The following is a 26,319-nucleotide window of genomic DNA, read 5'->3' as shown; positions in this document are numbered from 1 at the left end:
TATGGAATTCCAAAAAGACAACTCTTTTTTTACAGGGCGCTTAAAAAGCGTAGGGTTTGCTGTTAAAGGCGCCATCAAATTAATCACCACCGAGCACAGTGTCATGGTGCAGTCCACTATAGGAGTCTTGAGTATCATTGCCGGTTTTTATTTTCATATTGACCGTTACGAATGGATGCTGCAAATCCTGGCCTTTGGTTTAGTATTGGGCGTGGAAAGTTTAAATACCGCTGTAGAAAAAATTGCCGACTTCATTCATCCTGAATTTCACGAAAAAATTGGCTTTATCAAAGATATTGCGGCCGGTGCAGTAATGTTTGCGGCTACTGCGGCTATTGCGGTACTTTTATTAATTTATGTTCCAAAATTCCTGTAAACATTCGATTAAATTTCTATTTTTATAGCGTTTATAAATAACCAATGGCGAAAACAGTAAAAAAAGAAACTCCCGATTCTAAGAAAGACCCCAATTCGGAAATTAAAATACTAAAGACTAAAAAGCAGTATCGTATGCTCTTTGGTTTTTTGTTGGTTTTAGTATCGATTGCTTTTTTAGTTTCGTTTATTTCTTTCTTTGTTTCCGGTCAGGCCGATCAGAGTGCCGTTGACGCTTTTACCGACAGAGAGGAAGTAGTTCAAAACTGGCTGGGTAAATTCGGAGCTTATATAGCCGACTTGTTTATTTACCGCGGTTTTGGAGTAGCCTCTTTCCTTTTTGTCAAACTCCTATTCCTTAGCGGTGCCTTCCTGATTTTAGATTTACCTATAAAAAAACTCAAAAACACTTGGTTTTGGGATTTGTTTGCTTTAGTAGTTCTATCGATGATGTTTGGCTTTTTTGCTATCACTTTGCCGGAGTTAGGCGGAACCATCGGTTATGAAATGAATTTATTCCTTCAGGATTATATTGGCAAAATGGGAACCTTATTGGGGATAGTCTTCGCCATGGTCATCTATTTAATCTTTAAAATCAAAGTCTCTCCGGAAGCCATCAAGTCATTCTTTGAAAAGAAACACAAAGACATCAAAGAAGATTTAAACAGCATGGTCAACGACAGCAAGGGAACCGATTACAACTTGGAAGAGTTTGCTGTAAAAGAAGAACTTGAAGAAGAAATAGAAGAACCTACTTTAAAACCTTCTCCATTCGAAATCAATAAAGAAGCGTTAAAGCCAACCATTGAGCATGCCTCTGAGATTAATTTGGAACCAACCATTAAAGCCGTCACCCCTGCTCCTGAGCCGGTAATCATTGAAACCAATGATAAAGATTTTGTTATTGAACAAGCTCCTGATGAAGATGTTATGGAAGAAAACTTGGCAGCCAAATTAGTGGCTGACTTTGGCGAGTTTGATCCTACTTTAGAGCTTTCCAATTATAAATTCCCAACCATTGATTTATTAAAAGAATACTCCTCTGTGGGGATTACCATCAATCAGGAAGAGTTAGAAGAAAATAAAAACCGAATTGTAGAAACCCTGAAAAACTACAAAATCGATATTGCCCAAATCAAAGCGACTGTTGGTCCTTCGGTAACCTTATATGAAATTGTGCCCGAAGCCGGTATTCGTATTTCCAAAATCAAAAGCTTGGAAGACGATATTGCTTTGTCACTGGCCGCTTTAGGCATTCGTATCATTGCCCCTATTCCCGGAAAAGGAACGATTGGTATTGAGGTGCCTAATAAAAACCCAACTATTGTACCAATGCGAACGGTTATTGCTTCGGCTAAGTTTCAGGAAGCGGAAATGGAATTACCAATCGCTTTAGGTAAAACCATATCCAATGAAACCTTTGTGGTTGATTTAGCCAAAATGCCACACTTGCTGATGGCCGGGGCTACCGGACAAGGAAAATCAGTCGGACTGAATGCTGTATTGGCTTCGTTGCTGTATAAAAAACATCCGGCTGAAGTAAAGTTTGTTTTGGTCGATCCGAAAAAGGTAGAGCTTACGCTGTTCAATAAAATAGAACGCCATTATTTGGCCAAATTACCGGACACCGAAGACGCTATTATTACCGACAATACCAAAGTAATCAACACCTTAAATTCGCTTTGTGTTGAAATGGACAACAGGTATTCCTTACTAAAGGATGCTATGGTTCGTAACATCAAAGAATACAACGAAAAATTCAAAGCCCGTAAACTGAATCCGGAACACGGTCACCGCTTCCTACCATATATAGTGTTGGTGGTGGATGAGTTTGCTGATTTGATTATGACGGCCGGTAAAGAAGTAGAAACGCCTATTGCCCGTTTGGCGCAATTAGCCCGTGCTATTGGTATTCACTTGATTATTGCCACACAACGTCCTTCGGTTAATGTAATTACCGGAATTATTAAAGCCAACTTCCCGGCTCGTATTGCGTTTAGAGTAACGTCTAAAATTGATTCCAGAACAATCTTGGATACGCAAGGAGCTGATCAATTGATTGGTCGCGGAGACTTATTATATACTAACGGGAACGACTTGGTGCGGGTGCAATGTGCCTTTGTGGACACCCCCGAAGTAGAAAGAATTGTAGATTATATTGGTTCGCAAAAAGCTTATGCCAGCGCTTACCTGTTGCCGGAATACATTGGTGAAGAAGGAAGCGGCGTTAATTTGGAGTTTGATATCTCGGAAAGAGACAGCATGTTCCGAGAGGCCGCCGAAATAATTGTTACCGCACAACAAGGTTCGGCATCATTATTGCAAAGAAAGTTGAAACTGGGCTATAACCGTGCCGGAAGATTGATTGATCAATTGGAAGCTGCCGGTATTGTAGGTCCGTTTGAAGGAAGCAAAGCGCGCAGTGTTAACATTACCGACCTGGCTTCTTTAGAGCAATTTTTTAACAATGAACAAAACAATTCTTAAAATGAACAAAGTACTTTCGATTGCCTTATTCCTATTAGTTAGCTTCTCTGGCCAAGCTCAGGATAAAAAAGCAAAAGAGTTATTAGACCAGGTTACCGCTAAAATCAAAACGTATAACAACGTTACCATTGATTTCAAATACACTTTAAACAACAGCAAAGAAAACATCAACAAAGAAAGCAAAGGAAATCTATTGCTCGAAGGAAACAAGTATGTGCTGAACTTTATGGGGTTACCAAAATATTTGACGGTAAAAAAAGCTATACCATCGTTCCGGAAGATGAGGAAATAACGGTTTCCAGTTTGAATGACAATGATGAAAAAGCCATTACCCCTTCTAAAATGTTGACCTTCTTTAACAGCGGCTATAAATTCTCCTGGGATATTTTACAAGATGTAAAAGGTCGAAAAATACAGTATATCAAATTAGTACCTACCAGTGCCAAAGACCAACGCAAGGAAATCTTATTGGGCATCGATTCCCAAACCAAAAACATTTACACGGTGATTGAAATGGGTAAAAACGGCACTAAAACCACGTTGACTGTTAATTCTTTTAAAACCAACCAACCTTTGTCAAAAAATCAGTTTACCTTTGTGGCCAGTAAATATCCAAATTACTACATCAACAAAATAGATTAATTACGATCGGGTGAAAATACTTGACAGGTACTTATTAAAATCTTTCCTCGTTACATTTGCTACGGTATTTGTAATTCTGTTTTTCATATTCGTACTACAGGTCGTATGGCTATTCATCTCTGAATTGGCCGGAAAGGACTTAGACATCATAATGATTGCTAAGTTTCTTTTGTTTAAAATGCCCAGCGTGGTTCCTTTAGTACTTCCCCTTTCGGTCTTATTGGCCTCTATCATGACCTTCGGAAGTTTAGCCGAAAACTATGAGTTTGCCGCTATGAAATCTTCCGGAATTTCGTTGCAAAGAGCCATGCGAAGTCTCACATATTTTATTCTTATCCTGAGTTTTGTGGCCTTTTTATTTGCCAACAACGTCATACCCTATGCCGAATACAAGTTTGTCAATTTCCGACGCAATATTGCTCAAGTAAAACCCGCCATGGCTATAGCCGAAGGGCAGTTTAGCGAAGTGGGGAATTACAATATCAAAGTAGAAAAGAAGTCTGGCGATAACGGTCGATACCTTAGCTTGGTTACCATCCACAAAAAATCGTTGTCAGGCGACGGAAGCAACACGGTCATCAAAGCCAAAACCGGTGAATTGGTCAGTAGCGAAAACTCTAATAACCTGCAATTGGTTTTAAAAGACGGGAATTACTACGAAGACATCATTCCGAAAAAGTTTGAAGACCGCAAGAAGTTGCCTTTTGCTAAAAGTGATTTTAAGCGTTATGTGCTAAATATTGATTTATCCAAATTAAACAATGCCAATTTGGATGAGGAGCAAATCAGCAACACCAATACCATGCTTACCATTGGTGAATTGCGCTATACCATTGATTCACTACAAAAGAGTTACAACAAAGAAGTCCTTTCTTTTACTGAAAATATTTACCAACGTTCGGTAAATAACGCCAATTATTCCGGCTTAGCCGATACGACCGCCACAGCACTCAGCACTACTGATTTGTTGGAGCATTTTGATACAAACCAAAAAAATCAAATTCTTCGCGTAGCCAGCGGAACTATAGATGCCACTAATTTTTCGTTAGAAAATTCAAAATTTGAACTCGAAGAAAAGCGAAAAAACATCAACCAACACTGGATTGCTTTTTATGACAAGTTTGTCATTGGCTTTGCCTGTATCTTAATGTTCTTTATCGGGGCGCCTTTGGGAGCAATTATTCGCAAAGGAGGATTAGGCTTGCCTATCGTTTTTGCCATACTGATTTTTATTATTTTCCACTTCATCAATACTTTTGGAAAAAAAGTGGCGCAGGAAGACGGGATTTCCGCATTTTTTGGCTGTTGGATGGCCACTTTAGTGTTATTACCGTTAGCCATACTATTGACCAAAAGAGCTACCGAAGACAGAGGGGTTAGCATTAATTTTGATTGGTTGGTAAATATATTCAATCGATTTTTCCCTGCTACTGCAGAGCCTGTGTTGCAAACGGTTAATCCGACCGATTACTTTCATCCGGAAGAAATTGACCCTCAAGTAATGGAAGCTTTTACCAAAACCGGTGCAAGCCCGGCTGAAGTAACCGAAGCCACCAAAGCAGAAGCTATTCAACCTGAAACGATTGATTACTCACTTGTAGAAACGTTGAATAAACAATACAGCAAATTTACGTTGGTAACCCTTACCGCCTACTTTTTGTTGTTGGCAGTCCTAATTTCCGGAGTACTGGAAGGCTTAGTCTTTACTATATCAATTAGTATACTGGCCCTGTGTTTTTACGCCGCTTTATTGAAATCGCAGCAACTCTTGAATAAGATGGTCACGGCTTGCCATCAAAAAACCGATGTTCCTAATTTTATTATCCTCTTGGGCGGGTTTCCGTTTTATATCTTGTTTTATCTTTTTAATCGAACTTATTTAACTACTATCCTATCCCCAACAAATAAAAACGTCTAATGGACAACACCAAAATACAACTCAACACTATTGAAGAAGCCATAGAAGACATCCGTCAAGGAAAAGTCATTATTGTGGTAGATGATGAAGACCGTGAAAATGAAGGCGATTTTTTAGCCGCAGCCGAAAAGGTAACCCCCGAAATGATTAATTTCATGGCCACACACGGACGCGGATTAATCTGTGCCCCGCTTACCGAAAAACGATGCAACGAATTAGAATTGCATTCGATGGTCAAAAACAACACCGACCATATGGAGACGGCCTTTACCGTTTCGGTGGATTTAAAAGGTCATGGCGTAACTACCGGCATATCGGCTTCAGACCGGGCCAAAACCATTTTAGCGTTGGTTAATGAAGAAACTAAACCTTACGATTTAGCGCGTCCCGGACATATCTTCCCGTTAACAGCCAAACAAGGCGGTGTATTGCGTAGAACAGGACATACCGAAGCGGCAATTGATTTCGCTCGTTTGGCAGGCTTTAAATCGGCCGGCGTTATCGTTGAAATTATGAACGAAGACGGTACGATGGCACGCTTACCGCAATTGGTGGAAGTGGCTAAGAAATTTGATTTGAAATTAGTTTCTATCGAAGACTTGGTCGCCTACCGCATGCAGCACGACAGTTTGATAGTCAAAAAAGAAGACTTTGAAATCGAAACCCGCTTTGGACAATTTCGTTTGAGAGCCTACCAGCAAACTACTAATAAGCAAGTGCATTTGGCCTTAACCAAAGGCAGTTGGAATTTAGGGGAATCCATCCTAACCCGAATCAATTCCTCCCAAGCCAACAACGATATTCTAAACACCTTGACCAACGATATGGACAAAAAGTTGGAAAATATGTTTCAGCAAATAAGCGAGGAAGGTCGAGGCGCCATACTGTTTATCAATCAGGAAATAGACTCCACCGATTTACTGAATCGATTAACCGAGTTGAAGCAACTGCAAAGCGAAGGCATTTTCAAAGCCCCGCAAATTAAAATGGACAACAAGGACTTTGGTATCGGAGCCCAAATTCTGCACGATATTGATATTTCCAAGATTCGATTAATATCCAATACCACCCAAACCAAACGCGTAGGCATGATTGGATATGGCTTAGAAATCACCGATTACGTTCCTTACTAATAAAAATAGTTGCTTATCCAAAAAGGTAATTAACAGTTAGTGAAAGGAATAGCTTGACGCAAAAAAAATATGTGTATTTTTTACTCAAAAACGTTTTGCAAAATCAAAAAGGTTGTTATATTTGCAACCGCATTGAGAGATTGATGCCCGACTTATTGGAGAAATGGCAGAGTGGTCGATTGCGGCAGTCTTGAAAACTGTTGACTGTAACAGGTCCGGGGGTTCGAATCCCTCTTTCTCCGCTAGCTTAACAGCAAATTTAATTAAAACCCTTTAATCCGTAGGATATAAAGGGTTTTTTCTTTTCAATATCCTTCAAATTATTCATTAATGCGTGAACCTTAGGGGATAAATTCGGATACCCAAACTTTGCGGTAATTCTGGGTAACCGAATTTCTCCTCAGGCTAGAATGCATGAGGGATTACAGAGTTTTTATTGAACCTGTTAAGGAGCCTATTCAATAACCTACTTAAAAAATGAACATCTTGTGTTGTAGCCATTTTAGAATTAAATTAATTAATAACTAAAAGGTCACCACCATGAAAGCAAAAGTTTCAATTCTCTTTTACGCTAAGAGAGCAAAAACCAATGTAAACGGGCTTGTTCCAATTTATTCAAGAATTACAGTAAATGGTAAACGAATCGAACTTACTACCGGAAGATTCGTAGAATTAGCTAAATGGTCTGCAGATGCAGGCAAAATGAAGGGCACTACAGATGAAGCCCGTTCAATTAATAATCAGCTCGATATTCTGAAAATGAAGATTATCGATGCTCAAATGGAATTGGTTCATAAAAACATTCCGGTTACTTCGGAATCCTTAAAATTGAAACTACTTGGCAGCAATGAAAGAGCAAGAATGCTTGTACCAATATTTCAGGACCATAACAACAAGATTAAAGAACTAATCGGCAAAGAATATGCTGCCGGCACATTAGAACGTTATGCAACATCCTTAAAGCACACAATTGAGTTTCTGGAATGGAAATATAAAGTTTCTGATGTTGATATCAAACAAATTGATCATGCATTTATTACCGATTATGAATTTTATCTCAGAAGTGTTCGAAACTGCAGCAACAATACAGCTGTCAAATACATTAAAAACTTCAATAAGATAATCAAGATTTGTCTGGCCAATGATTGGTTAGATAAGAACCCTTTCAACAACTACAAATCCAAAATTAAAGAAGTCGAAAGAAATTTTCTTTCAGAGACTGAAATACAATCGATTTTGAACAAGGATTTTAAAACGGATAGACTAGCATTGGTTAGAGATATTTTTCTATTCAGCTGCTTTACCGGCTTGGCATACATCGATGTTAAGAACCTTACTAAATCCCATATCAGCATTGGCATTGATGGCGAGAAATGGATTTACACCCATCGCCAAAAAACCGAATCGGCTTCTAAAATCCCAATACTTCCAATTACTCAAATGATTATTGATAAATATGAGAACCATCCGCAAAGCAATAACCAGGAAGTACTTTTGCCTATTTTGAGTAATCAAAAAATGAATGCCTATTTAAAAGAAATAGCAGCTATTTGTGAAATTGAAAAAGAACTGACTTTTCATATAGCTAGACATACTTTTGCTACAACTGTAACACTAACAAATGGTGTTCCAATAGAGAGCGTCAGTAAAATGCTTGGGCACAAAAACATAAAAACAACTCAGCATTATGCTAAGATTTTGGATAAAAAAGTAAGTGATGATATGGCAATTTTAAAAGAGAAATTTGCACTGAAAAGCATTAATATTAAGCATGCATAAATAATAAGATTTAATGGGGTAAAATGAATTATACTTTTTTAATTTTGAGTTTTTAGTATTTAAGTTAAAATACATTCACTAAATTCATTTAACCTAAACCATCAAATGGGACCTATCGATATTATTGGATTAAAAAATTTTAGAATATTTGATGATGAAATTGGCTTTTTAGAAGAGTTGTCACCAATTAATTTATTAACTGGAGCCAATAATTCGGGTAAAAGTTCTTTGATAAAATCTCTTCAAATGCTGAAAAACAGTATTAAAGAAAACCAATATCCGTTTGATTTGGATTTAAATCAACAAGAACATTTATTAGGGGATTTTGAGAATGTTTTATTTAATAAAGAATCTAAAGATGTTGAGATTTCACTTCCATTTACGTTTATGGGTATTAAAAGCTTATATATTTCATTGTCATTTACAATTCCAAACTCCAAGAGTACCTACAAAGCAAAATTGCGAGGAGTTAAAGTTATTGATCAAGTAGACAATGTTGCTATATTTTCATTTTTATATAGGGATGCAACAGAGGGCGAAAAACTGACTTATAATCAAGAGTTTAATGCTGAACTTCAAGAGTTTAATGAAAAGAAAAAAAGTAATTCCGAAAAACAAGAAGACATATTTTCTCATTCCGCCTTTTGGTTTCCACCATTTGAAAACCCACTTACGGGTTACATTGAATGGAGCATAAAACTCGATAAGCTAAAAATTTACCTAAGCGATTTACTTAAATTCTACAAATTATATTTAGAAAATAAAAGCAAATGGGTCGCTTTAGAAAAAATGGATGATCGTGTTAAAGAACTATTTTTTATCCCTTCACTTCTAATAAAATCATTTAAGAATGATATCGATATAATTACCTGGACTGATTTTGTTGAAAATAAAATTGGGACAGAAAATGAAATTACAGGTAAAGAGAATGTGGGAGAGCGTGATTTTGATGCAGAAGACTATTTCTTTCCACCATATGAAATTGAAGATATTCTCTATAGCAGAGTACTAAAAATATTGCGAAATAATCTCATCTGGAAAAATGATGAAGATGATGATACTACTTATTCAGTCATTGAAAATTGTTTTAAAAATAGTTGGAAGGGATTAATACAGAGAATCTCGACTATAGAGTACATATCTAATATTAAAGAAGAAAATTCAAGGATTTATAATGCGGCAGCAAACACTCCCTTTATTAATCTTCTAAAAGATTATAATTCGTTTGGATATATCCACTCTAATTTTATAGACAAGTATCTAAAAGCTTTTGAAATTGGGAAACAAATTGAAGTCGATTACAGACCAAAATATCAATTGATTTCTGTATCAATAACAACTTTAGAAGGTTCTAAACGTGAATTAGTTGACTTCGGCTACGGTATTAAGCAGCTCATATTGATTTTAATTCAAATAAGTGTACTCTCCGAAAAAAATAAGAGAACCGAACACGACCATGATGAAGATGGTGAGTTTATGCGTGATTACTATCTTCCAAGCCTCCTTCTTGTCGAGGAACCTGAAACAAATCTGCATCCAAAATGGCAGTCGTTACTTGCTGAAATGTTTTCAGAAGCAAATAAAAAATTCAACATTCAATTTATTATCGAAACTCATAGTGAATATCTGATAAGAAAATTTCAAACTTTAGTCGCACAAAAAGCGATAGATTCAAAAAGTATAAAAATATTTTATTTACGAAGTTTGAAAAAAGTCACTGCGGAAAAAAAGCAAATAGAAGGTTTCTACATACAGGAAGATGGAAGCATCGACTACAATATTTTTGATGATGGTTTTTTTGATGTAAATGATAAATTAGAATTGAGTTTATTGAATATTCAGAGAGATAAATTTTTAAATGATTTCTTCACCTTAAAAGAGAGTAAAGAAGAAGGTGAGATTAAAATAGTAGAACTACAAAGTAAGATTGATGATTATATTAATAAATTAGATGTTAGTGTATATAATCAAATAATAACTCAACGCTTCGATCCATTAAAAATAACTTCTATAAGTGTAGAATATCTTGTCTCAGGACAATTCTTACTTCATAACATTGATAATACCGGTGATTTCTCTCCTGTGATACTTCAGTATGGACGAACGATAGAAAATGAAATAAAAGAAATATTTCATACAATTAGTACTGCCAAAAAATGGATGCTTGGTGAGATGCAGGGATCATTAGAAAAAAAAATACTTGGAACAACAACTTTGCCGACTTGTAGTAATGCTCAACTTACAAACTTAATGGTAGCATTAACAAACACATTTAGCAATCCAGTAAACCTAAGAATTGATTTGCTTGAGTATCTACGCACTGAACGAAATTCAGCCGGACATTCTGGGCTAACAAAAACTAAACAAGAAGCTTTAGATTACATACAAAAAGCAAGCGAGTTCTTAGATAGATGGATAATTGAAAAGACAACATAGAACCTTAATAAAGCTACTTTTTTTATTCATCCACTTCATCCATCCGGCGCACCAATGTATCACGAAGTGAGTTTAAAAACTTAGTTCTATCAGCCTTTCGCGCTCTCATTTCAAAAAAGGTTCTGTGAAACTGTCCCAAATCAACATCAAATACCTCTTCGAAGAATTTTGCCGTTTCTTTCAAGTCACTGGCTCCATTATTAAAAACACCTTCTGCATGCAGCGCATATACTAACTCTATCAGAGCAATTTTTGTCCCGGTCCATTTCTGCACTTGCCTTTCTGTTAGATTAAACAATGGTGCCTTGTTTTCTATTTTGGCAATTTCAATTTCCAAATAACTTTGTATTAAATCATTCGCCATTATCTTGGCCACTTTAAAATCATGCGAAGTTGAGAACCGGCTGTCAGCTTGAAAATAAAAGCTATCCAGAGTTAACTTGATATCATACCTACCCCGTACAAAGTATTTATTATCAAGGTAAGTGTTTCCGTTACGGTAGTATTTAAAAAACTCTACATTTTCAGTGTAGAAGCTTTTTAGTTTTGCTAATTCACCGGTGTAGTATTTTCTCAGTGTCTTATTTCCGCCAAAAGGTTTATTAGTCATGATATTATAAATCTCGTTATAATAAATCAACTTGCTTACAAACTGTGGCTTAATGTCCCTGAAAAAGTAAATTTCATCTTTCTTACTTTCAAACTTATACTTTACAAAATTGGTTTTTAAAGTTTCAAGTACACTTATAGTTTTCCGGATTGAATCCTCAACATGCTCGATAGTTTCTTTTTTGGCCAATTCTATTTCTTTTAATTGGGTTTCTAAATCTTCTAGTAATCTTAGAGCAGTTTCCTTCATCCTGGTATTGTCATTAATAGCGGTTAATAATTTAATCCAATTTGTTCAAACCAAATCTAAAATCAGAACTTCTGATTTCCAACTCTATGCTACAACCATTCAACAATGTTAAATGATAAACAACGAAAGGATTAATTAATCATTCACTACAAAAACGTACACAAATCACTGTTGTTAAATCTATTACGCTTGAAATCTAAACATTTAACATTGTAGGGTTATTTTTCTATTTGACACTCGTCTTTAATTTGCTATTTTTCTAATCTCAATAAACAATGCTTAATATTCACTCATTTTAATCAGCTACTAACCTACATAACTAAAAATGAAAATCTTACAAATTACAGTTGCAGTAGTATTCTTTTTAACTAGTAAATGTTTTGCCCAAAAAAATCAATTCATTATCCCGGATTCACTTAAAAGTAAAAATATTGAGTATTTAAAAGAGCGCCTTTCAAATGATAGTGATTCTCAGAAATTGGACTCAATTTATGGTCATTCGATATTGTCAAAAGCTAAAGCCGGTAATAATCCGGAAAAAGTGATTGAAGCATACAAAACTGTAATGTATAAATCTGGTAAGAAAACATGGTTAAATTACTGTGACAGTATAATGTCAGTAGCTTTAAAATCAAGTAATAACGAACTAATTGGTTCAGCCTATTTAACAAAGGGCATTGTTTACTATCATTTCAAACAGGAATCAAAAGCTTTGGATAATTACATCCTTGCGGACCAATTCATTTCTAAAACTCACAATCAATATTTGATTCACAAAACCAAATATTCTATTGCCTCAATAAAATATTATCTCGGTTTCTACGATGAATCTATTTCTCTATTAAAAGAATGCGAAGAATATTTTAGGGTTCATGAACCTGGTAATCCAAGGTTACTTTCACTCCATTTACTTAGTTTATGTTATATAAAAACAAAACAATACAACTTGGCTGCAGCTACAATTGACTTAGGGTACCGTGAAGCCATTAACCTTGACGAACTAACTATTATCCCATATTTTACTAATGCCGAGGGAAGAAACGAATTTTTCAAGAAAAACTATAAAAATGCAATCTCCAAATTAAATAAATCATTACCTCATTTCATTCAAAGTAATGATATAGCAAATACCTCAACTACAAACTTGTATTTAGGTCGAAGTTATTGGGAATTAGGCAATAAAGAAAAAGCTGTGCCATACTTCAAGAAGGTGGATGAAACTTTCAAAAAAGATAAGTTCATGAAAGAAGATTTGATTGAAGCTTATTACCTATTGGCTCAGTATTACGAATCTAAAGGAGATACAACTGAGCAACTTAAATATTTACACGGTCTTTTAGAAGCCGAGACTTTTGTTAGTAAAAACTACAGATACCTTTCTAAAAATATGTACAGGGATTATGACCTGAAAAAAATTGCTGATGCTACCGCAGAACTAAAACAGAATCTCTCACTACGAAACAAGTTGGATATAATTTTTGGAATTATATTTCTTTTGGTGACTGCTACATTTACTTATATATTTTGCAAACAATACCAACGCCGAAAAATTAGAAAACAGCGATTTAAAAACTTAATCTCTCAAAAAATAAAGAAAGTAAAACCCCTTGAAATCAAAGAAAAAATCATTGATGGTGAACAAATTATCAAACCCGAAATAGTTGCAGCTGTGTCCAAAAAATTAGAAAAGTTTGAAGAAAGTAATCTGTATCTCGACAAAGATTTTAATCTCAGTAAAATGGCGGCAATTGTGGATTGTAATACACGTTATACATCAAGGATAATATCTGAAACCCGCAATAAAAAGTACATTGAATATGTTGATGATTTAAGAATTGAGTTTATCATCGACAAGTTAAAAAATGATTCTAAATACAGAAACTATACTATCAAAGCATTAACTGAGGAAGCCGGTTTCAAATCACCTCAAAAATTTAAAGAAGCCTTTACCAAAGCTACCGAATTAACACCTTTGTATTTTATCAAGGAATTAAAAAGGCAGGATTACAAACAGTAAATTGTGACCTTTTCAAAAAAAATAATCCTGAACTTCAATTCAACTTCTGTAATAAAGTAAGTCAATAGCAACAATTTTGTGCCATAACAATTTAAAATCGCACATTATGGCTATCGAAGTTATTACCAGAGAAGATCTTAATGAATTCAGAGTATTATTACTCAAAGAATTAAAAGATTTATTACAGCTTAATCAGCAGCAAACCAAACAATGGTTAAAATCAACCGAGGTTAGAAAACTACTCAACATTTCTCCCGGAACTCTACAAACCTTGCGTATTAATAAAACCCTCTCCTATACCAAAATTGGAGGAACTATATACTATGCCTATCAAGACATTGAAAAGGTATTAGAGCTTAACAAGGTCAACTCAGAGCAAAATTTGTTTAATGCCAAGTAATTCGGTTTATGAATTACATCAAACACTTAACCGGATTCTTTGACAAAGTGGCCAAAGACAAAATGCTCAATCCTACTCATGTCAGTTTGTATATAGCATTATTTCAATTTTGGAATATCAACAGGTTCCGCAATCCAATAAGCATTTCGAGAGACGAAATTATGCGCATCAGCAAAATCAGTTCCATGGCTACCTACCATAAATGCCTAAAAAATTTACATGCTCTAGGCTATATAAAATACGAGCCATCATTTAATCCATATAAAGGCAGCCACGTTTACTTATTCAATTTTGCAGAAGACCTAAAACCGCACCAAAAAAAAGATAAAACAACCTCAAATTTTGAACATGTTGATGAACAAGTAGTAAACAAGCTTTGTACAAGTGATGAAACAAGTATTGAACAGGTTAATGAAATAGCATTAGTACCTTCTATAAACTATACAAACAATACAAACAGTAAAGACGATTTAAACATTGAAAACTTGGGTGAGCTCGCAAAAAAAAATGAAAGTATCGTTCCGTTTTTTAAAAATGAGTTTGTAGAAGAAAAAGAAAAAAGTTCCGCCAAAAAAGAAAAAGATATCATTCCTCTTTATGAAGAAGTTCTAGCTTTTTTCTCAGAACATAGTTTTCCGGAACTGGAAGCAAATAAGTTTTACAACTATTTCAAAAGTAACGGTTGGTTGGTTGGCGGTAAGACACCTATGGCTGACTGGCAAGCTGCAGCAAAGAACTGGATGTTAAACGTACCTAAATTCATAAACCATGGAAGAACAGACAGCGCAAAACAATTCAACACCTCAACGGGAAAAGACTATTCAGAGCCATTATAGTTACGAGGAAATAATAGCATGGCTCGAAGTAAAAGGTCGTGAATTGTATTGGCCAGGATTTAAGATATATGAAATTGACTACCCGGTAGTGTATAAACTTATTGCTTATTTCCTTCGGGATGAACAAGCCTGTAATCAATTCGGCGTGAATTTGAGTAAGGGAATATTACTTTCTGGTCCGGTTGGCTGTGGAAAAACCGCACTAATGAATCTTATGAAATTCATCACCAAAACAGAACATAAATTTTTTGTAAAGCCTTGCCGCGATGTAAGCTTTGAATTTATCCAGGACGGATATCAGATTATCCACAAATACAGTAATGGTAGATTATACCACAGTGACCCTAAAATAATATGCTTTGATGATTTAGGTATTGAAAACAACCTGAAATATTTTGGCAATGAATGTAATGTGATGGCAGAAATTATTTTAAGTCGATACGACATTTTTATTAGTAAAAAGATTCCAACACACATCACATCCAATTTGTCAGCATCAGAAATCGAAATGCATTACGGCCTAAGAGTTAGAAGCCGATTACGCGAACTGGTAAATTTAATCTCCTATGACAAAAACACTTTAGACAAACGAAAATAAAACCAAATTATGAAAACAATAAAGCTATTCTGGGAATGGATTCAATACAACGAAAGCACCCTGAGAAATTTAAGAAATGAAAAACCAAAAGTCCAAAAGATGTTTCTCTTTTGGCTTGACAAACATTTACATTATTACTGTACAGATTTAGAATGTATCCTTATGTTCCCAGCTAATGATAGTGAACCAATTCAATTAGTAATTTCGGCAGGTGGAAACCCGGAGTTTTTTGAACAAGTCGTAACATTAGTTGATGCAGCACCTAAACTCAAAAACTGGCAGTTTACAGCATTTATACAACCTACACAATCCATAGATGAAATGGAAGCCGGTCTGGACAAACCTTATGTTTTTAAAGACATTACACTTAAAGCAAGTGAACTTAAATTTATGCCTTTCGAATATGAAGACGAAAGAAAAATAGATATGATTGTCTACTTAAAAAACTTTACTGTGCTATGCCACAATCAGAATTTATTGCATGTAGTTTATATAATTATGCAAGACATTTTGGGTGAAAAATCATTCTATGAAAATATTAACTTTGTAGAACTGGCTCAATTGCCGGAACAAGATGCAACGGAATTTATTTATCTATATGATCTGCAATTTTATTTAGACACGATTAATACTGATAAAAATAAAACATTTTGATTTTTTAAATATATACTTGAAAACGGAAACATCATACATTTACTTTTCACTAAATTTGCCGTAATACAAAACTATGGATACTAAAATTTTGGACTATACCGCTCTGAATGGGCTTGTTTTTTGTAATCAAGTAAATGCTGCAAAAAATAATGCTGAAATTTTGTATATCAATGAAGCCAAAAAATTAGGAATTGACGCAATATTATTTAGAAGGTATTACGATACTGCTAGTGATGTACCAGTTCGCTCTGAGCCAGCAGTATGTATATTTTACAAAGATGAAAGTTTCTTTAATACTCCTGCCCACATAAAATTGCATGCTGCCTTATGGAGTGCAGGGAGAAACGAAATCTACATTATCCAATCATCTACACGAACAGATATTATCAATGCTCGGAAACCTGCGATGGTTCAAAATGGGCATTTAAGTCTAGAAAATTTATTGCTTGCCTCTACTTCAACAATTGAGGGTATTAATGAAGAACGTTTTTCAGCATATTTATTTGGTAATGGTACTTTTTGGGAACAGCCTTATTTTACTGAGAGTATAGATGAAAAAAATAGTCCATACATATTTCTACTAGATTATTTAATGACAGTTAGAAAGGAATTTACGAGTTCTCAGGAGCTCAATCTTTTACCTGAGACTATTGATAAACTGTTAGTTACTTCAATATTAATAAAATTTCTTGAAGATATTACTGATGATAAGGGCAAGCATACCTTAAGAAATCTATATAAAAAACATAAAATACAAACATTCGCTGAGGTAGTTGAAAATGGATTACTTGTTTCGATATTAAATGATTTATCCAATGAATTCAATGGAAAAATATTTGATAAGTTTTCTGAACTTGAAAAAAATCAGATTGCAAATGCTAATTTGAATCTTTTAGCAAATTTTCTTCGAGCAAATATTAATCTGAAAACCAATCAACTTTTTATTTGGGAACAATACAGTTTTAAACATCTACCGGCAGAGGTAATTAGTGCCATTTATGAAAATTTTATTCAAGCTGAGTCCGTAAGAAATACAGGAGGCAAAGAGAAAGGCGTCGTATATACACCAATTCATTTAGTTAACCTACTAATTGATGAAGTAATGCCACTTGATAAACCCGAACTTTTTAAGGATAATTCTTTTAGAGTTTTTGATCCGTCATGCGGATCTGGTGTTTTTCTTGTTGCAGCTTTCAAAAGACTTTTACAATGGTGGGCAATAAATAATAGTACTAGAGATAATATTCAATATCCAGACAGTAAAATTTCTCAGAAAATATTGGAAGACAATATTTTTGGTGTAGACTTAAAAAAAACTGCCACACTTGTTAGTGTATTCAGTCTAACAACTGCTTTATTAGATAAATTAACTCCTCAAGAAATATGGAATAACCTTGAATTAAAAGATTTAAGTCAAAAAAATATTCAAAATAAAGATTTCTTCGATTGGTGTAATGATGCGGTTAAACAATCAATGAGATTTAATCTTGTCATTGGTAATCCACCATTTAACCCAATAAAAGGCATAAGCAAAAAAAGTGCGGTTTCAAACGAAAAATTAGAACTTTTAAAGATAAAACCAAATCTTATTCCTGATAATAATTTTGCTTTGAAGTTTTTTGAGGGTGGTTTATTTTTTGCTGATAAAATTTGCATGATCATCCCATCAAATGTATTGCTTTATAGTAAAAACTCTCAAAAATATAGAACAAGACTTTTTACAGACTTTACAGTTAATAAAATTTATGATTTTACTCATTTGAGGCGAGATTTATTTCATAAAACAGCAGACACTCCGGTTATTGCTATTATCGCTCAAAATATTGTATCTACACATCAGGACATTGAGCACGTAGTAGTCAAACGAATGGTTTCATCGGAAAAGAAAATCAGGTTTGAAATTGATTACTACGATTTCCATAAAGTACCTTGGAGTTGGGCAATTGATGAAAATAAAAAGTTTATTTGGAAAACAAATTTGCTAGGTGGAGGAAGGCTTTTTCATTTAATTTACCGATTAAACTCTTTTCCTACATTGGGAATGTATATAGAGAAAATGCAAAAGAAAAATGATTGGAAATTTAATATTGGTTATATCATTGGAAACGAAAATCAAAAGAATACAGCTTCCTATATTACTAACCAAGATTCAATAGTCAATATTGATTCCAATGGAAAGGTTAATACTGAAGTGGAAACTTCACAAACGTTTGAAGCTATTAGGGATGAAAAGCTATTTCAACCACCATTTCTGTTGCTGAAAGATGTAATAGGTAACGAAAATATTCCTGTTTATTTAATTGAAAACTATAAAAACAAGTATTTAACGTTTAAAAGAAAATTCACTGGCCTAAGTGTACCAAAAGTAGACATTGAAGAACTGAGACTAATTTATGATACAATAAAAAATAGATTTGCAAAATTATATCAACTTCATGTCTTAGCAAATAGTGCTAGTGTAATTGTTAAGCAAGAAACTTATTTAAATAAAGAAGATATAGAGGCATTACCATTTGATTCGAATTTTGGTGATAATGTCAATCTTTCCAAAAATGAAAATCTTATTCTATTTGATGTACTTAACTATTATATACATTTAGGCAAATCAATTGCAAACAGAAGTTCTGGTAAAATTTTACAAGATTCAGTCAATAAAAAACAGTTAGAAAATTTTGGAGAGACTTTTTGCAATTCCCTTAATGAGATATATGCTACTGATGAAAAATGCTGGCAAATTGGAACATCCATTTTTACATCATCTTATATCATTTATCAATTTGGATATGGAAAAATCGGTGACCTAAAATATATAGATGGCAGTTTGCCTGATAATGGAATAAAGGAAATAATAGAAGATAAACTTTCAAATAGTGGAGCAATTTATCAACGAGTAATTAGAGTTTACACACATATCGATAATTACGATTGTATTTTTTTTATTAAACCACTTGCTCAGAGATATTGGTTAAATAGTATTGCCCTTAGGGATGCCGATGATACATTTTTGGACCTAAAACAAGCAGGATATTGATTATGGGTGCAGGTATAAGTGAATTTCGGGTACTCGAACCAAATAAAATTGTTCAGCAGCTTCTAACATTTGTTGAATCTGAAATTTCTGCTTTCAACATGTCGGATGAGTTTGTTGAAATTTTAAGTGTGAAAAAAAACGAAAACCAACATTCGTTATCTTTTTGTGTCTTCATGACAAATCAATGTCAATCTAAATTTTATTTTGCTAGAGAGAATGCTCAATCAGGATCTAGTGTTATTGACATTGGTGTATATTTTGGTGCAATCTTAATATTTACTTTTGAAGCAAAGCTTTTACCCACTCCTATCCCAAAAAATTCAAGTCGTGTTGAACATGAATATGTTTATGGAAAAGGTGCTGGAATTCAAAGATTTCGCGACGGTAGACATGGTAGAGATAACTCTAATAATTATTTACAAGAGAGCGGTCTATTAGCATTTATTTTAAAGGATGATTTTGATTTTTGGCTAGATAAAATTAATCAATGGATAATGGATGCTAAATGGAATGAGTCCGAAAAACTAAATAAAATATATTTTGGTGATTATGGCAAGCTTTTGTCAAAGCATACTCGTCTAAATCAAAATGATATTACTCTACATCATTTTTGGATTAATCTATCTTAAAATGGTATTATCTCAGTCGTTGATTTATCAAAAACATATTAAAAATTTTATTACATTTGAAATATGAATACTACAATCAAACCAAAACATATAGGTCGTAACATCGGTCGAATTCGCGAGCTTCGTGGTATGAAACAAGAAGCTTTAGCAATTGCTATTGGGGTCACACAGCAAACAATTTCGAATATTGAAAAAAGTGAAACTGTTGAAGAAGAAAAATTAGAACTAATTGCAAAAGAATTGGGAATGACAGTCGAAGCAATTAAGAACTTTTCGGAAGAAAATGTTGTAAATTTTTTTAATACATTTTATGACAATAGTGGCACAAATAGTGCTTTTGGTAATTACAATCAAAATCATTTTAATTTCAACCCCATAGAAAAATTGGTTGAATCTTTTGAAGAAAACAAAGAACTTTATAAAGCACTTCTACAAGCAGAAAAAGACAAAGTTGCCTATCTAGAAAAACTACTGAATAACAAATAAATACCACAATTATAATTTTTTATCCGGTTTGTATGAAGACCTCCTTTATTGGAGGTTTTTTATTTTAATTAGTTTATTTGTAATATACTTTATTTTGATGCATTTTAATTAAAAATGCATTTCAAATCAATGACTATTTGGAAGATTATTACTAAGTTTGAGAAATTTGATTCAGATTAAAAATGAACTCCACTCAAATAGAAAAAAACCTCAACGAACTTGTAAAATCAATTGATAATGAAAATTTTATCTATGATCTTTTAGTCGCTTATGGTATTTCAAAAACTTCAATTACCCGTTTAAAAAAAGGAGATTTTAATTTATCTAATAAAGAGGGTGAAGTTTTATATAAAAAGAAAGTGTTATTTAAAGAAGTAGTATCAGATAAACTACTTACAACTATCGATGATTTAACAAAAAGTGAGGAAGATTTAAAACATAATCCTCGTTTTGTTATAGTTACTGACTATAAAACTTTATTAGCAAAAGATACTAGGACTGGGTTAACTCTTGATACTCCTATTTCAGAGATTAATAAACGCTTTGACTTCTTTTTGCCATGGTCAGGTCAGGAAAAATACCAACAAAAAAATGACAACCATGCTGACCGTAAGGCATCATATGAAATGGCAAAACTGTACGATATCCTTGTACATGAAAATCCGAATATCTATAATGATGGAGGTCACAACTTAAATATCTTTTTATCTAGAATATTGTTTTGCTTTTTTGCTGAGGATACTGGAATATTTGAAGATGAAGGTATTTTCACAAATACACTTGCTCAACACACAAAAACAGATGGTAGCGATGTACATAGTTTTCTCGATAGACTTTTCCATGTATTAAATACTAAGGACAACAGTTCAGAACCTGATTATTTAAAAGCATTTCCTTATGTAAATGGAGGTTTGTTTAGAGATACTATTCATTCTCCAACCTTTTCAACCAAAGCAAGGAAAATTATCTTAGAATGTGGAGATTTAAATTGGAGTGAAATAAATCCAGATATATTTGGGTCAATGATTCAAGCGGTAGTCAACGAAGAGTATAGAAGCGGCCTTGGAATGCATTACACATCAGTTCCAAATATTATGAAAGTTATTGAACCTTTGTTTTTAAATGAATTGTATGAAGAATTCGGAAAAAGTAAAGACAATCCAAATAAACTCCGTAAGTTAATCTTTAGACTCTCAAAAATAAAAGTATTCGACCCTGCTTGTGGTAGTGGAAATTTTTTAATCATTGCTTATAAAGAATTACGAAAACTTGAAATCGAAATTTGGAAACAGATTGATTTATTGAAAAAAGAAAGTAAGCAGTCATATCAAACAGAAACCGTTTATACAGAAATCAAACTATCTCAGTTTTATGGTATTGAACTTGATGATTTTGCTCATGAAATGGCTATACTTTCTCTTTGGTTAGCAGAGCATCAAATGAACAAAATATTCATCGATGAACTTTTTGATTTCGGTCGTGCAAGACCAATTCTACCATTAAAAGAAGCCGGACATATAACATCCGGCAATGCAACTAGAGTAGATTGGAAATTGGCATGCCCAGTTAAAAATGAAAATGATGAAATATATATTTTAGGAAATCCACCGTACCTTGGTGCCAGGCTTCAAGATGAAGTGCAAAAAGAAGATATGAGTATTGTATTTCACAATGTCAAAGGGTACAATAACATGGATTATATCGCTAGCTGGTTTTATTTAGGAAAAAAATATATTGATGGCATAAATGCGAAATGTGCATTTGTATCAACAAATTCTATTTGTCAAGGAGAACAAGTAGCCCTTATATGGCCAAATATTTTATCAGATTCTATCGAAATTGACTTTGCACATCAATCATTTAAATGGACTAATAATGCAAAGGGAAATGCTGGAGTTTATGTTATTATTGTTGGTCTTAGAAACGTCTCAAATAAGCAGAAATATATCTATATTGATAATTTTGAGAAAAAAGCAGAAAATATAAGTCCGTACTTAGTTGAAGGTAATCCACAAATTATATCTAAAAAGACAAAAAGTATTTCAAATTTACCTGAAATAAATTTTGGAAGCATGGCCAATGATGGCGGTTTTTTAATACTTTCTAAAGACGAAAAAGACGAAATACTTTCAATAAACCCGGAAGCCCATTTATTGATTAAAAAACTAATAGGTTCTTTAGAATTAATCAGAGGTAAAGAAAGATACTGTTTGTGGATTTCAGACAAAAATAAAGACTTAGCATATGAAATTCCCGAAGTAAAGAAAAGAATTGACTTAACATTTAATATAAGAAATAAAAGTAAACGTGAATCGACAAAAGAGTTAGCGAGTATACCTTTTAAATTTGCAGAAATAAGACATCAGGAAACAAATTCAATTATTGTTCCAAGAGTATCCTCTGAAAACAGAAAATATATCCCTGTTGATTTTCTAGATGAAAATTTCATAATTTCAGATTCAGCTTTGGCAATATATAACGTACAACCTTGGATTTTTGGTATAATATCCTCTGCAATTCATATGGTTTGGGTTAAAGCTATTGGAGGTAAATTAAAAACGGACTATCGTTATTCAGCAGGCTTGTGTTATAACACTTTCCCTTTTCCAAATATTAATGAAAAGCAAAAAGAGCAAATCAATCTACATGTTTTTGAGGTGTTAGATGAGAGAGCCAAATATCCTCAAAAGACATTAGCACAACTTTACGATCCTATAAAAATGCCGTCAGGCTTAAAAGAGGCTCATAAGGAATTAGACCTTGCAATTGAGAGGTGTTACCGCTTAAAGCCATTTGAAAGTGATGTTGAAAGATTGGAGTATTTATTCAAATTGTACGGTGAAATGACGACAAAAAATAATTTGTTTCAAAAAGATAAAAAAACGAAAAAAGCTAAATAAACATGCCAAATATAGTACATGTTCAATATAACCAAACTGGCAAAAGCAAAAGCACAAATGAGTTTGGTATGAGAGAAATGCAAGAACGAGCTTTTGAAGCACGTTCAGCTCAATATTTATTGATTAAAGCGCCACCCGCATCAGGTAAATCTCGTGCTTTAATGTTTATTGGATTAGACAAGCTAATTAATCAAGGATTAAAAAAAGTAATTGTAGCAGTCCCTGAGCGTTCCATTGGTAGTTCATTTGGAAAAACAGCATTATCTAAATACGGTTTCTTTGCTGATTGGGAACCCAATCCAATATACAATTTATGTACACCGGGTGGTGATTCTAGTAAAGTAAAAGCATTTAATAATTTCTTAGCAAGTGATGAAAAACTATTGATATGTACACATGCAACGCTGCGCTTTGCTTGCGAAGGCATTGATGAAAAAGCTTTCAACGATGTTGTTATTGCTATAGATGAATTTCATCACGTTTCTGCAGATGGAAATAATAGATTAGGAGAAGTATTAAGAGCCATTATGGCTAAATCTACAGCACATATAGTTGCTATGACTGGTTCTTACTTTAGAGGTGATAGTGTACCTGTATTATTACCTGAATCCGAGAGACAATTCATCAAGGTTACTTACAATTACTATGAACAACTTAATGGATATGAACATTTAAAATCTTTAGGTATTGGTTATCACTTTTATCAAGGACGATATACTTCTGCTATTGATGAAATATTAGACGAAACCAAAAAAACAATTGTTCATATTCCAAGTGTCAATTCTGGTGAATCTACTAAAGAAAAATATGAGGAAGTAAACAAAATAATTGATAGTCTAGGTGATTTAGAATATCAAGATCCAGACACTGGTGTATTGTTTGTTCGAAGTAATAAAACTGGCAATTTATTAAAGGTTGCAGATTTAGTCCATGACAACCAAAAAGATAGAGACAAAATTCAGGAGTATTTACGAGTTTCGAATAATCCGGAAGATATCGATATTATAATTGCTTTAGGAATGGCAAAAGAAGGTTTTGACTGGCCGTTCTGCGAACATGCTTTGACAGTTGGCTATAGAGGTTCATTAACGGAGATCATTCAAATCATCGGAAGATGTACCAGAGATAGTGAAAATAAAACTCATGCCCAATTTACTAATTTGATTGCGCAACCTGATGCAGAAGATGGCGAAGTCAAATTATCAGTAAATAATATGTTAAAGGCAATTACGGCATCTTTATTAATGGAACAGGTTTTGGCTCCTAACTTTAAATTTAAACCTAAATTCCCCGAGGATGATAGTGAAGACGATGAAGATACAATACGGATTAATGGATTTAAAAAACCTTCATCATCTAGAGTAAGAGAAATCATTGAATCAGATATCAATGATTTAAAAGCTACTATCCTACAGGATGATGTAATGATAAAAGCTTTGCCTGGTAATGTGGACCCGGAAGTAATAAATAAAGTACTGATTCCTAAAATTATCAGAGAAACGTATCCTGACTTAACAGAAGAAGAAGTTGAAGAAGTTCGTCAGCATGTGGTTGTGGATTCTGTAATTAAGAATGGTCATATAGAAACACAAGGTGACAAACGCTTTATCAGAATGGCAGACAGTTTTGTAAATATTGATGATATCAATATTGATTTAATTGACACTATAAATCCATTTCAGAAAGCATTTGAAATATTGTCAAAATCGGTCACAGCTTCGGTATTCAAAGCAATTCAAGAAACCATCGATGCTACTAGAATTCAAATGACAGAGGAAGAAGCAATTTTACTTTGGCCTAAAATCAAGAATTGGAAGATAAGAACGGGAGTTGAACCAAGTATACAGTCTTTTGATCCACAAGAAAAAAGATTAGCTGAAGCAATCATATTTTTGCGGGAACAGAAACGTAAAGCTATGGCAAATGAATAAAAAGAAAACACTAGAAGACATTTTCAACGATGATGAATTTGGTATTTTAGATTCAAAGCCCAAAGTATCAAATATCAAATCAGAGGACGAAAGATTAATAGATTCTTTCCAGGAAATCAATGCCTTTTTTGAAAAAAATAAAAGAGAACCAAAAGCAGATGTTTATGTGGTTTCAGAAAGAACTTTAGGCGTGAGATTAAAAGAGTTAAGGTCTAATCAAAAAATATAGAAATCTTAAAGCCACATGATACTCATAACTTATTAGGCAATGCAGTTATTGAAATAAATTCGATAGCAGATATAATGAATGACGATGATTTTGGTCTATTAGATACTGACGATACATTGGAAATTTTTAAACTTAAAAACGTTCCAAGTTCAAAAGATCGAGAAGAAGCTGATTTTGTTGCAAGAAGAAAACCTATTAAAGATTCCGAGTTTACCACTTATGAACCTGCCTTTCTTAAAGTCCATGAAGAATTAAGAAAAGGGTTGAGAAAATTAAAACCATTTGACAGTACCGAAACTAACTTAGAAGAGGGAAGATTCTATATTTTAGATGGCATATTACTATTTCTTGAGCGCGTAGATGTAGAAGAAAAAGAGCGAAAAATTCCTTCCGGAAACAGAGTTCGAAAAGATGGTCGTACTAGAATCATTTTTGAAAATGGGACTGAAAGTAATATGCTGTATCGTTCATTGGGTAAACAACTTCTAAACAATGGAAAAATTGTTACAGAAACAGATAGCTCAATAGAAAATGAATTGTTTAAAAACGCAAACATTGTCAATGAAGATGATACTGAAACTGGTTGGATCTACATTCTAAAATCCAAATCGACAAACAAAGATATTGCATCAATTAAAGACCTTTATAAAATTGGTTTCTCTAAAGTAGATGTTAAAGATAGAGTGAAGAATGCCAAAAAAGAACCAACTTATCTTATGGCAGATGTTCACATTGTTTCAACAATTAAATGCTATAATATTAATCCACATAAATTTGAGCAATTGTTACATCGCTTTTTTGCTGAGGTATGTTTAAATGTGGATATCTATGATGAAAATGGTAGACGAATAACTCCTCGGGAATGGTTTGTTGTCCCTCTTCCTGTAATTGACAAAGTAATTGATTTAATAATAGCTGAGTCGATAGTAAATTATCGATATGATAGTGTTTTGCAGGATATCGTATTACGATCATAAAT

The 26,319-nt window shown here is 33.6% G+C and carries 18 protein-coding genes, 1 tRNA gene and 2 pseudogenes; 20 read left to right on the top strand and 1 reads right to left on the bottom strand.

Annotated elements, in window-relative coordinates; genetic code table 11:
* Position 1: 1 nt before the first annotated feature.
* From GUU89_RS11545 to GUU89_RS11510, 8 genes and pseudogenes are all read left to right on the top strand, one after another.
* Positions 2–376 (top strand): diacylglycerol kinase, encoded by a 375-nt coding sequence (locus GUU89_RS11545; protein ID WP_162128058.1) that lies wholly within the window; start codon positions 2–4, stop codon positions 374–376.
* Between the two features lie 44 nt (positions 377–420).
* Positions 421–2,862 (top strand): DNA translocase FtsK, encoded by a 2,442-nt coding sequence (locus GUU89_RS11540; RefSeq protein ID WP_162128057.1) that lies wholly within the window; start codon positions 421–423, stop codon positions 2,860–2,862.
* Between the two features lies 1 nt (position 2,863).
* Positions 2,864–3,504: pseudogene (locus tag GUU89_RS11535) on the top strand (LolA family protein).
* A gap of 10 nt (positions 3,505–3,514) precedes the next feature.
* A pseudogene (locus tag GUU89_RS11530) lies at positions 3,515–4,933 on the top strand (LptF/LptG family permease); the annotation flags it as partial.
* Positions 4,934–5,421: 488 nt separating this feature from the next.
* Positions 5,422–6,555: a 3,4-dihydroxy-2-butanone-4-phosphate synthase gene (ribB, locus tag GUU89_RS11525; RefSeq protein ID WP_162128055.1), complete on the top strand. Its 1,134-nt coding sequence runs from the start codon at positions 5,422–5,424 to the stop codon at positions 6,553–6,555.
* A gap of 157 nt (positions 6,556–6,712) precedes the next feature.
* Positions 6,713–6,797 (top strand) — tRNA-Ser (locus GUU89_RS11520).
* 298 nt (positions 6,798–7,095) lie between these two features.
* The gene (locus tag GUU89_RS11515; protein WP_162128054.1) at positions 7,096–8,334 is read left to right on the top strand and encodes a site-specific integrase; all 1,239 of its coding nucleotides are present in this window, start codon (positions 7,096–7,098) and stop codon (positions 8,332–8,334) included.
* A 105-nt stretch (positions 8,335–8,439) separates the two neighbouring features.
* A complete protein-coding gene (locus GUU89_RS11510) occupies positions 8,440–10,770 on the top strand; it encodes an AAA family ATPase (protein WP_162128053.1) in 2,331 nt (776 codons plus the stop codon).
* Between the two features lie 22 nt (positions 10,771–10,792).
* Here the strand turns inward: GUU89_RS11510 and GUU89_RS11505 are convergent, their stop codons facing one another.
* Positions 10,793–11,629, bottom strand: coding sequence for an RteC domain-containing protein (locus GUU89_RS11505; protein WP_162128052.1), 837 nt, complete (start codon positions 11,627–11,629; stop codon positions 10,793–10,795).
* A gap of 325 nt (positions 11,630–11,954) precedes the next feature.
* On the opposite strand from GUU89_RS11505, the gene GUU89_RS11500 reads away from it, so the two are divergent.
* From GUU89_RS11500 to GUU89_RS11450, 12 genes are all read left to right on the top strand, one after another.
* Complete coding sequence (locus tag GUU89_RS11500) at positions 11,955–13,646, top strand: helix-turn-helix domain-containing protein (RefSeq protein WP_162128051.1); 1,692 nt, start codon at positions 11,955–11,957, stop codon at positions 13,644–13,646.
* Between the two features lie 106 nt (positions 13,647–13,752).
* On the top strand, positions 13,753–14,046 hold the full coding sequence (locus tag GUU89_RS11495) for a helix-turn-helix domain-containing protein (protein WP_162128050.1): 294 nt from the start codon (positions 13,753–13,755) through the stop codon (positions 14,044–14,046).
* 185 nt (positions 14,047–14,231) lie between these two features.
* On the top strand, positions 14,232–14,882 hold the full coding sequence (locus GUU89_RS11490) for a transcriptional regulator (RefSeq protein ID WP_235922030.1): 651 nt from the start codon (positions 14,232–14,234) through the stop codon (positions 14,880–14,882).
* Positions 14,815–15,480 carry an ATP-binding protein gene (locus GUU89_RS11485; RefSeq protein WP_162128048.1) on the top strand — a complete coding sequence of 222 codons (666 nt, stop codon included), beginning with the start codon at positions 14,815–14,817 and terminating at the stop codon, positions 15,478–15,480. Before GUU89_RS11490 ends, GUU89_RS11485 begins: the two co-directional genes overlap by 68 nt.
* A gap of 9 nt (positions 15,481–15,489) precedes the next feature.
* On the top strand, positions 15,490–16,134 hold the full coding sequence (locus GUU89_RS11480) for a hypothetical protein (protein WP_162128047.1): 645 nt from the start codon (positions 15,490–15,492) through the stop codon (positions 16,132–16,134).
* Positions 16,135–16,207: 73 nt separating this feature from the next.
* The gene (locus GUU89_RS11475) at positions 16,208–19,165 is read left to right on the top strand and encodes an HsdM family class I SAM-dependent methyltransferase (RefSeq protein WP_162128046.1); all 2,958 of its coding nucleotides are present in this window, start codon (positions 16,208–16,210) and stop codon (positions 19,163–19,165) included.
* Between the two features lie 2 nt (positions 19,166–19,167).
* Entirely contained in the window at positions 19,168–19,794 is a 627-nt protein-coding gene (locus tag GUU89_RS11470; protein WP_162128045.1) for a hypothetical protein, read from the top strand.
* A 63-nt stretch (positions 19,795–19,857) separates the two neighbouring features.
* The gene (locus GUU89_RS11465) at positions 19,858–20,280 is read left to right on the top strand and encodes a helix-turn-helix domain-containing protein (protein ID WP_162128044.1); all 423 of its coding nucleotides are present in this window, start codon (positions 19,858–19,860) and stop codon (positions 20,278–20,280) included.
* A gap of 182 nt (positions 20,281–20,462) precedes the next feature.
* Positions 20,463–23,180: a class I SAM-dependent DNA methyltransferase gene (locus GUU89_RS11460; RefSeq protein WP_162128043.1), complete on the top strand. Its 2,718-nt coding sequence runs from the start codon at positions 20,463–20,465 to the stop codon at positions 23,178–23,180.
* Positions 23,181–23,182: 2 nt separating this feature from the next.
* A complete protein-coding gene (locus tag GUU89_RS11455; RefSeq protein ID WP_162128042.1) occupies positions 23,183–25,111 on the top strand; it encodes a DEAD/DEAH box helicase in 1,929 nt (642 codons plus the stop codon).
* Complete coding sequence (locus tag GUU89_RS15030) at positions 25,104–25,340, top strand: hypothetical protein (protein ID WP_235922029.1); 237 nt, start codon at positions 25,104–25,106, stop codon at positions 25,338–25,340. The genes GUU89_RS11455 and GUU89_RS15030 overlap by 8 nt, the downstream gene beginning before the upstream one ends.
* Before the next feature lie 74 nt (positions 25,341–25,414).
* Positions 25,415–26,317: a GIY-YIG nuclease family protein gene (locus tag GUU89_RS11450; RefSeq protein WP_235922028.1), complete on the top strand. Its 903-nt coding sequence runs from the start codon at positions 25,415–25,417 to the stop codon at positions 26,315–26,317.
* Positions 26,318–26,319: the final 2 nt, after the last annotated feature.

Source organism: Flavobacterium phycosphaerae (genome assembly GCF_010119235.1).
Lineage (GTDB): Bacteria > Bacteroidota > Bacteroidia > Flavobacteriales > Flavobacteriaceae > Flavobacterium > Flavobacterium phycosphaerae.
This window is presented reverse-complemented; position numbering and strand designations above follow the sequence as displayed.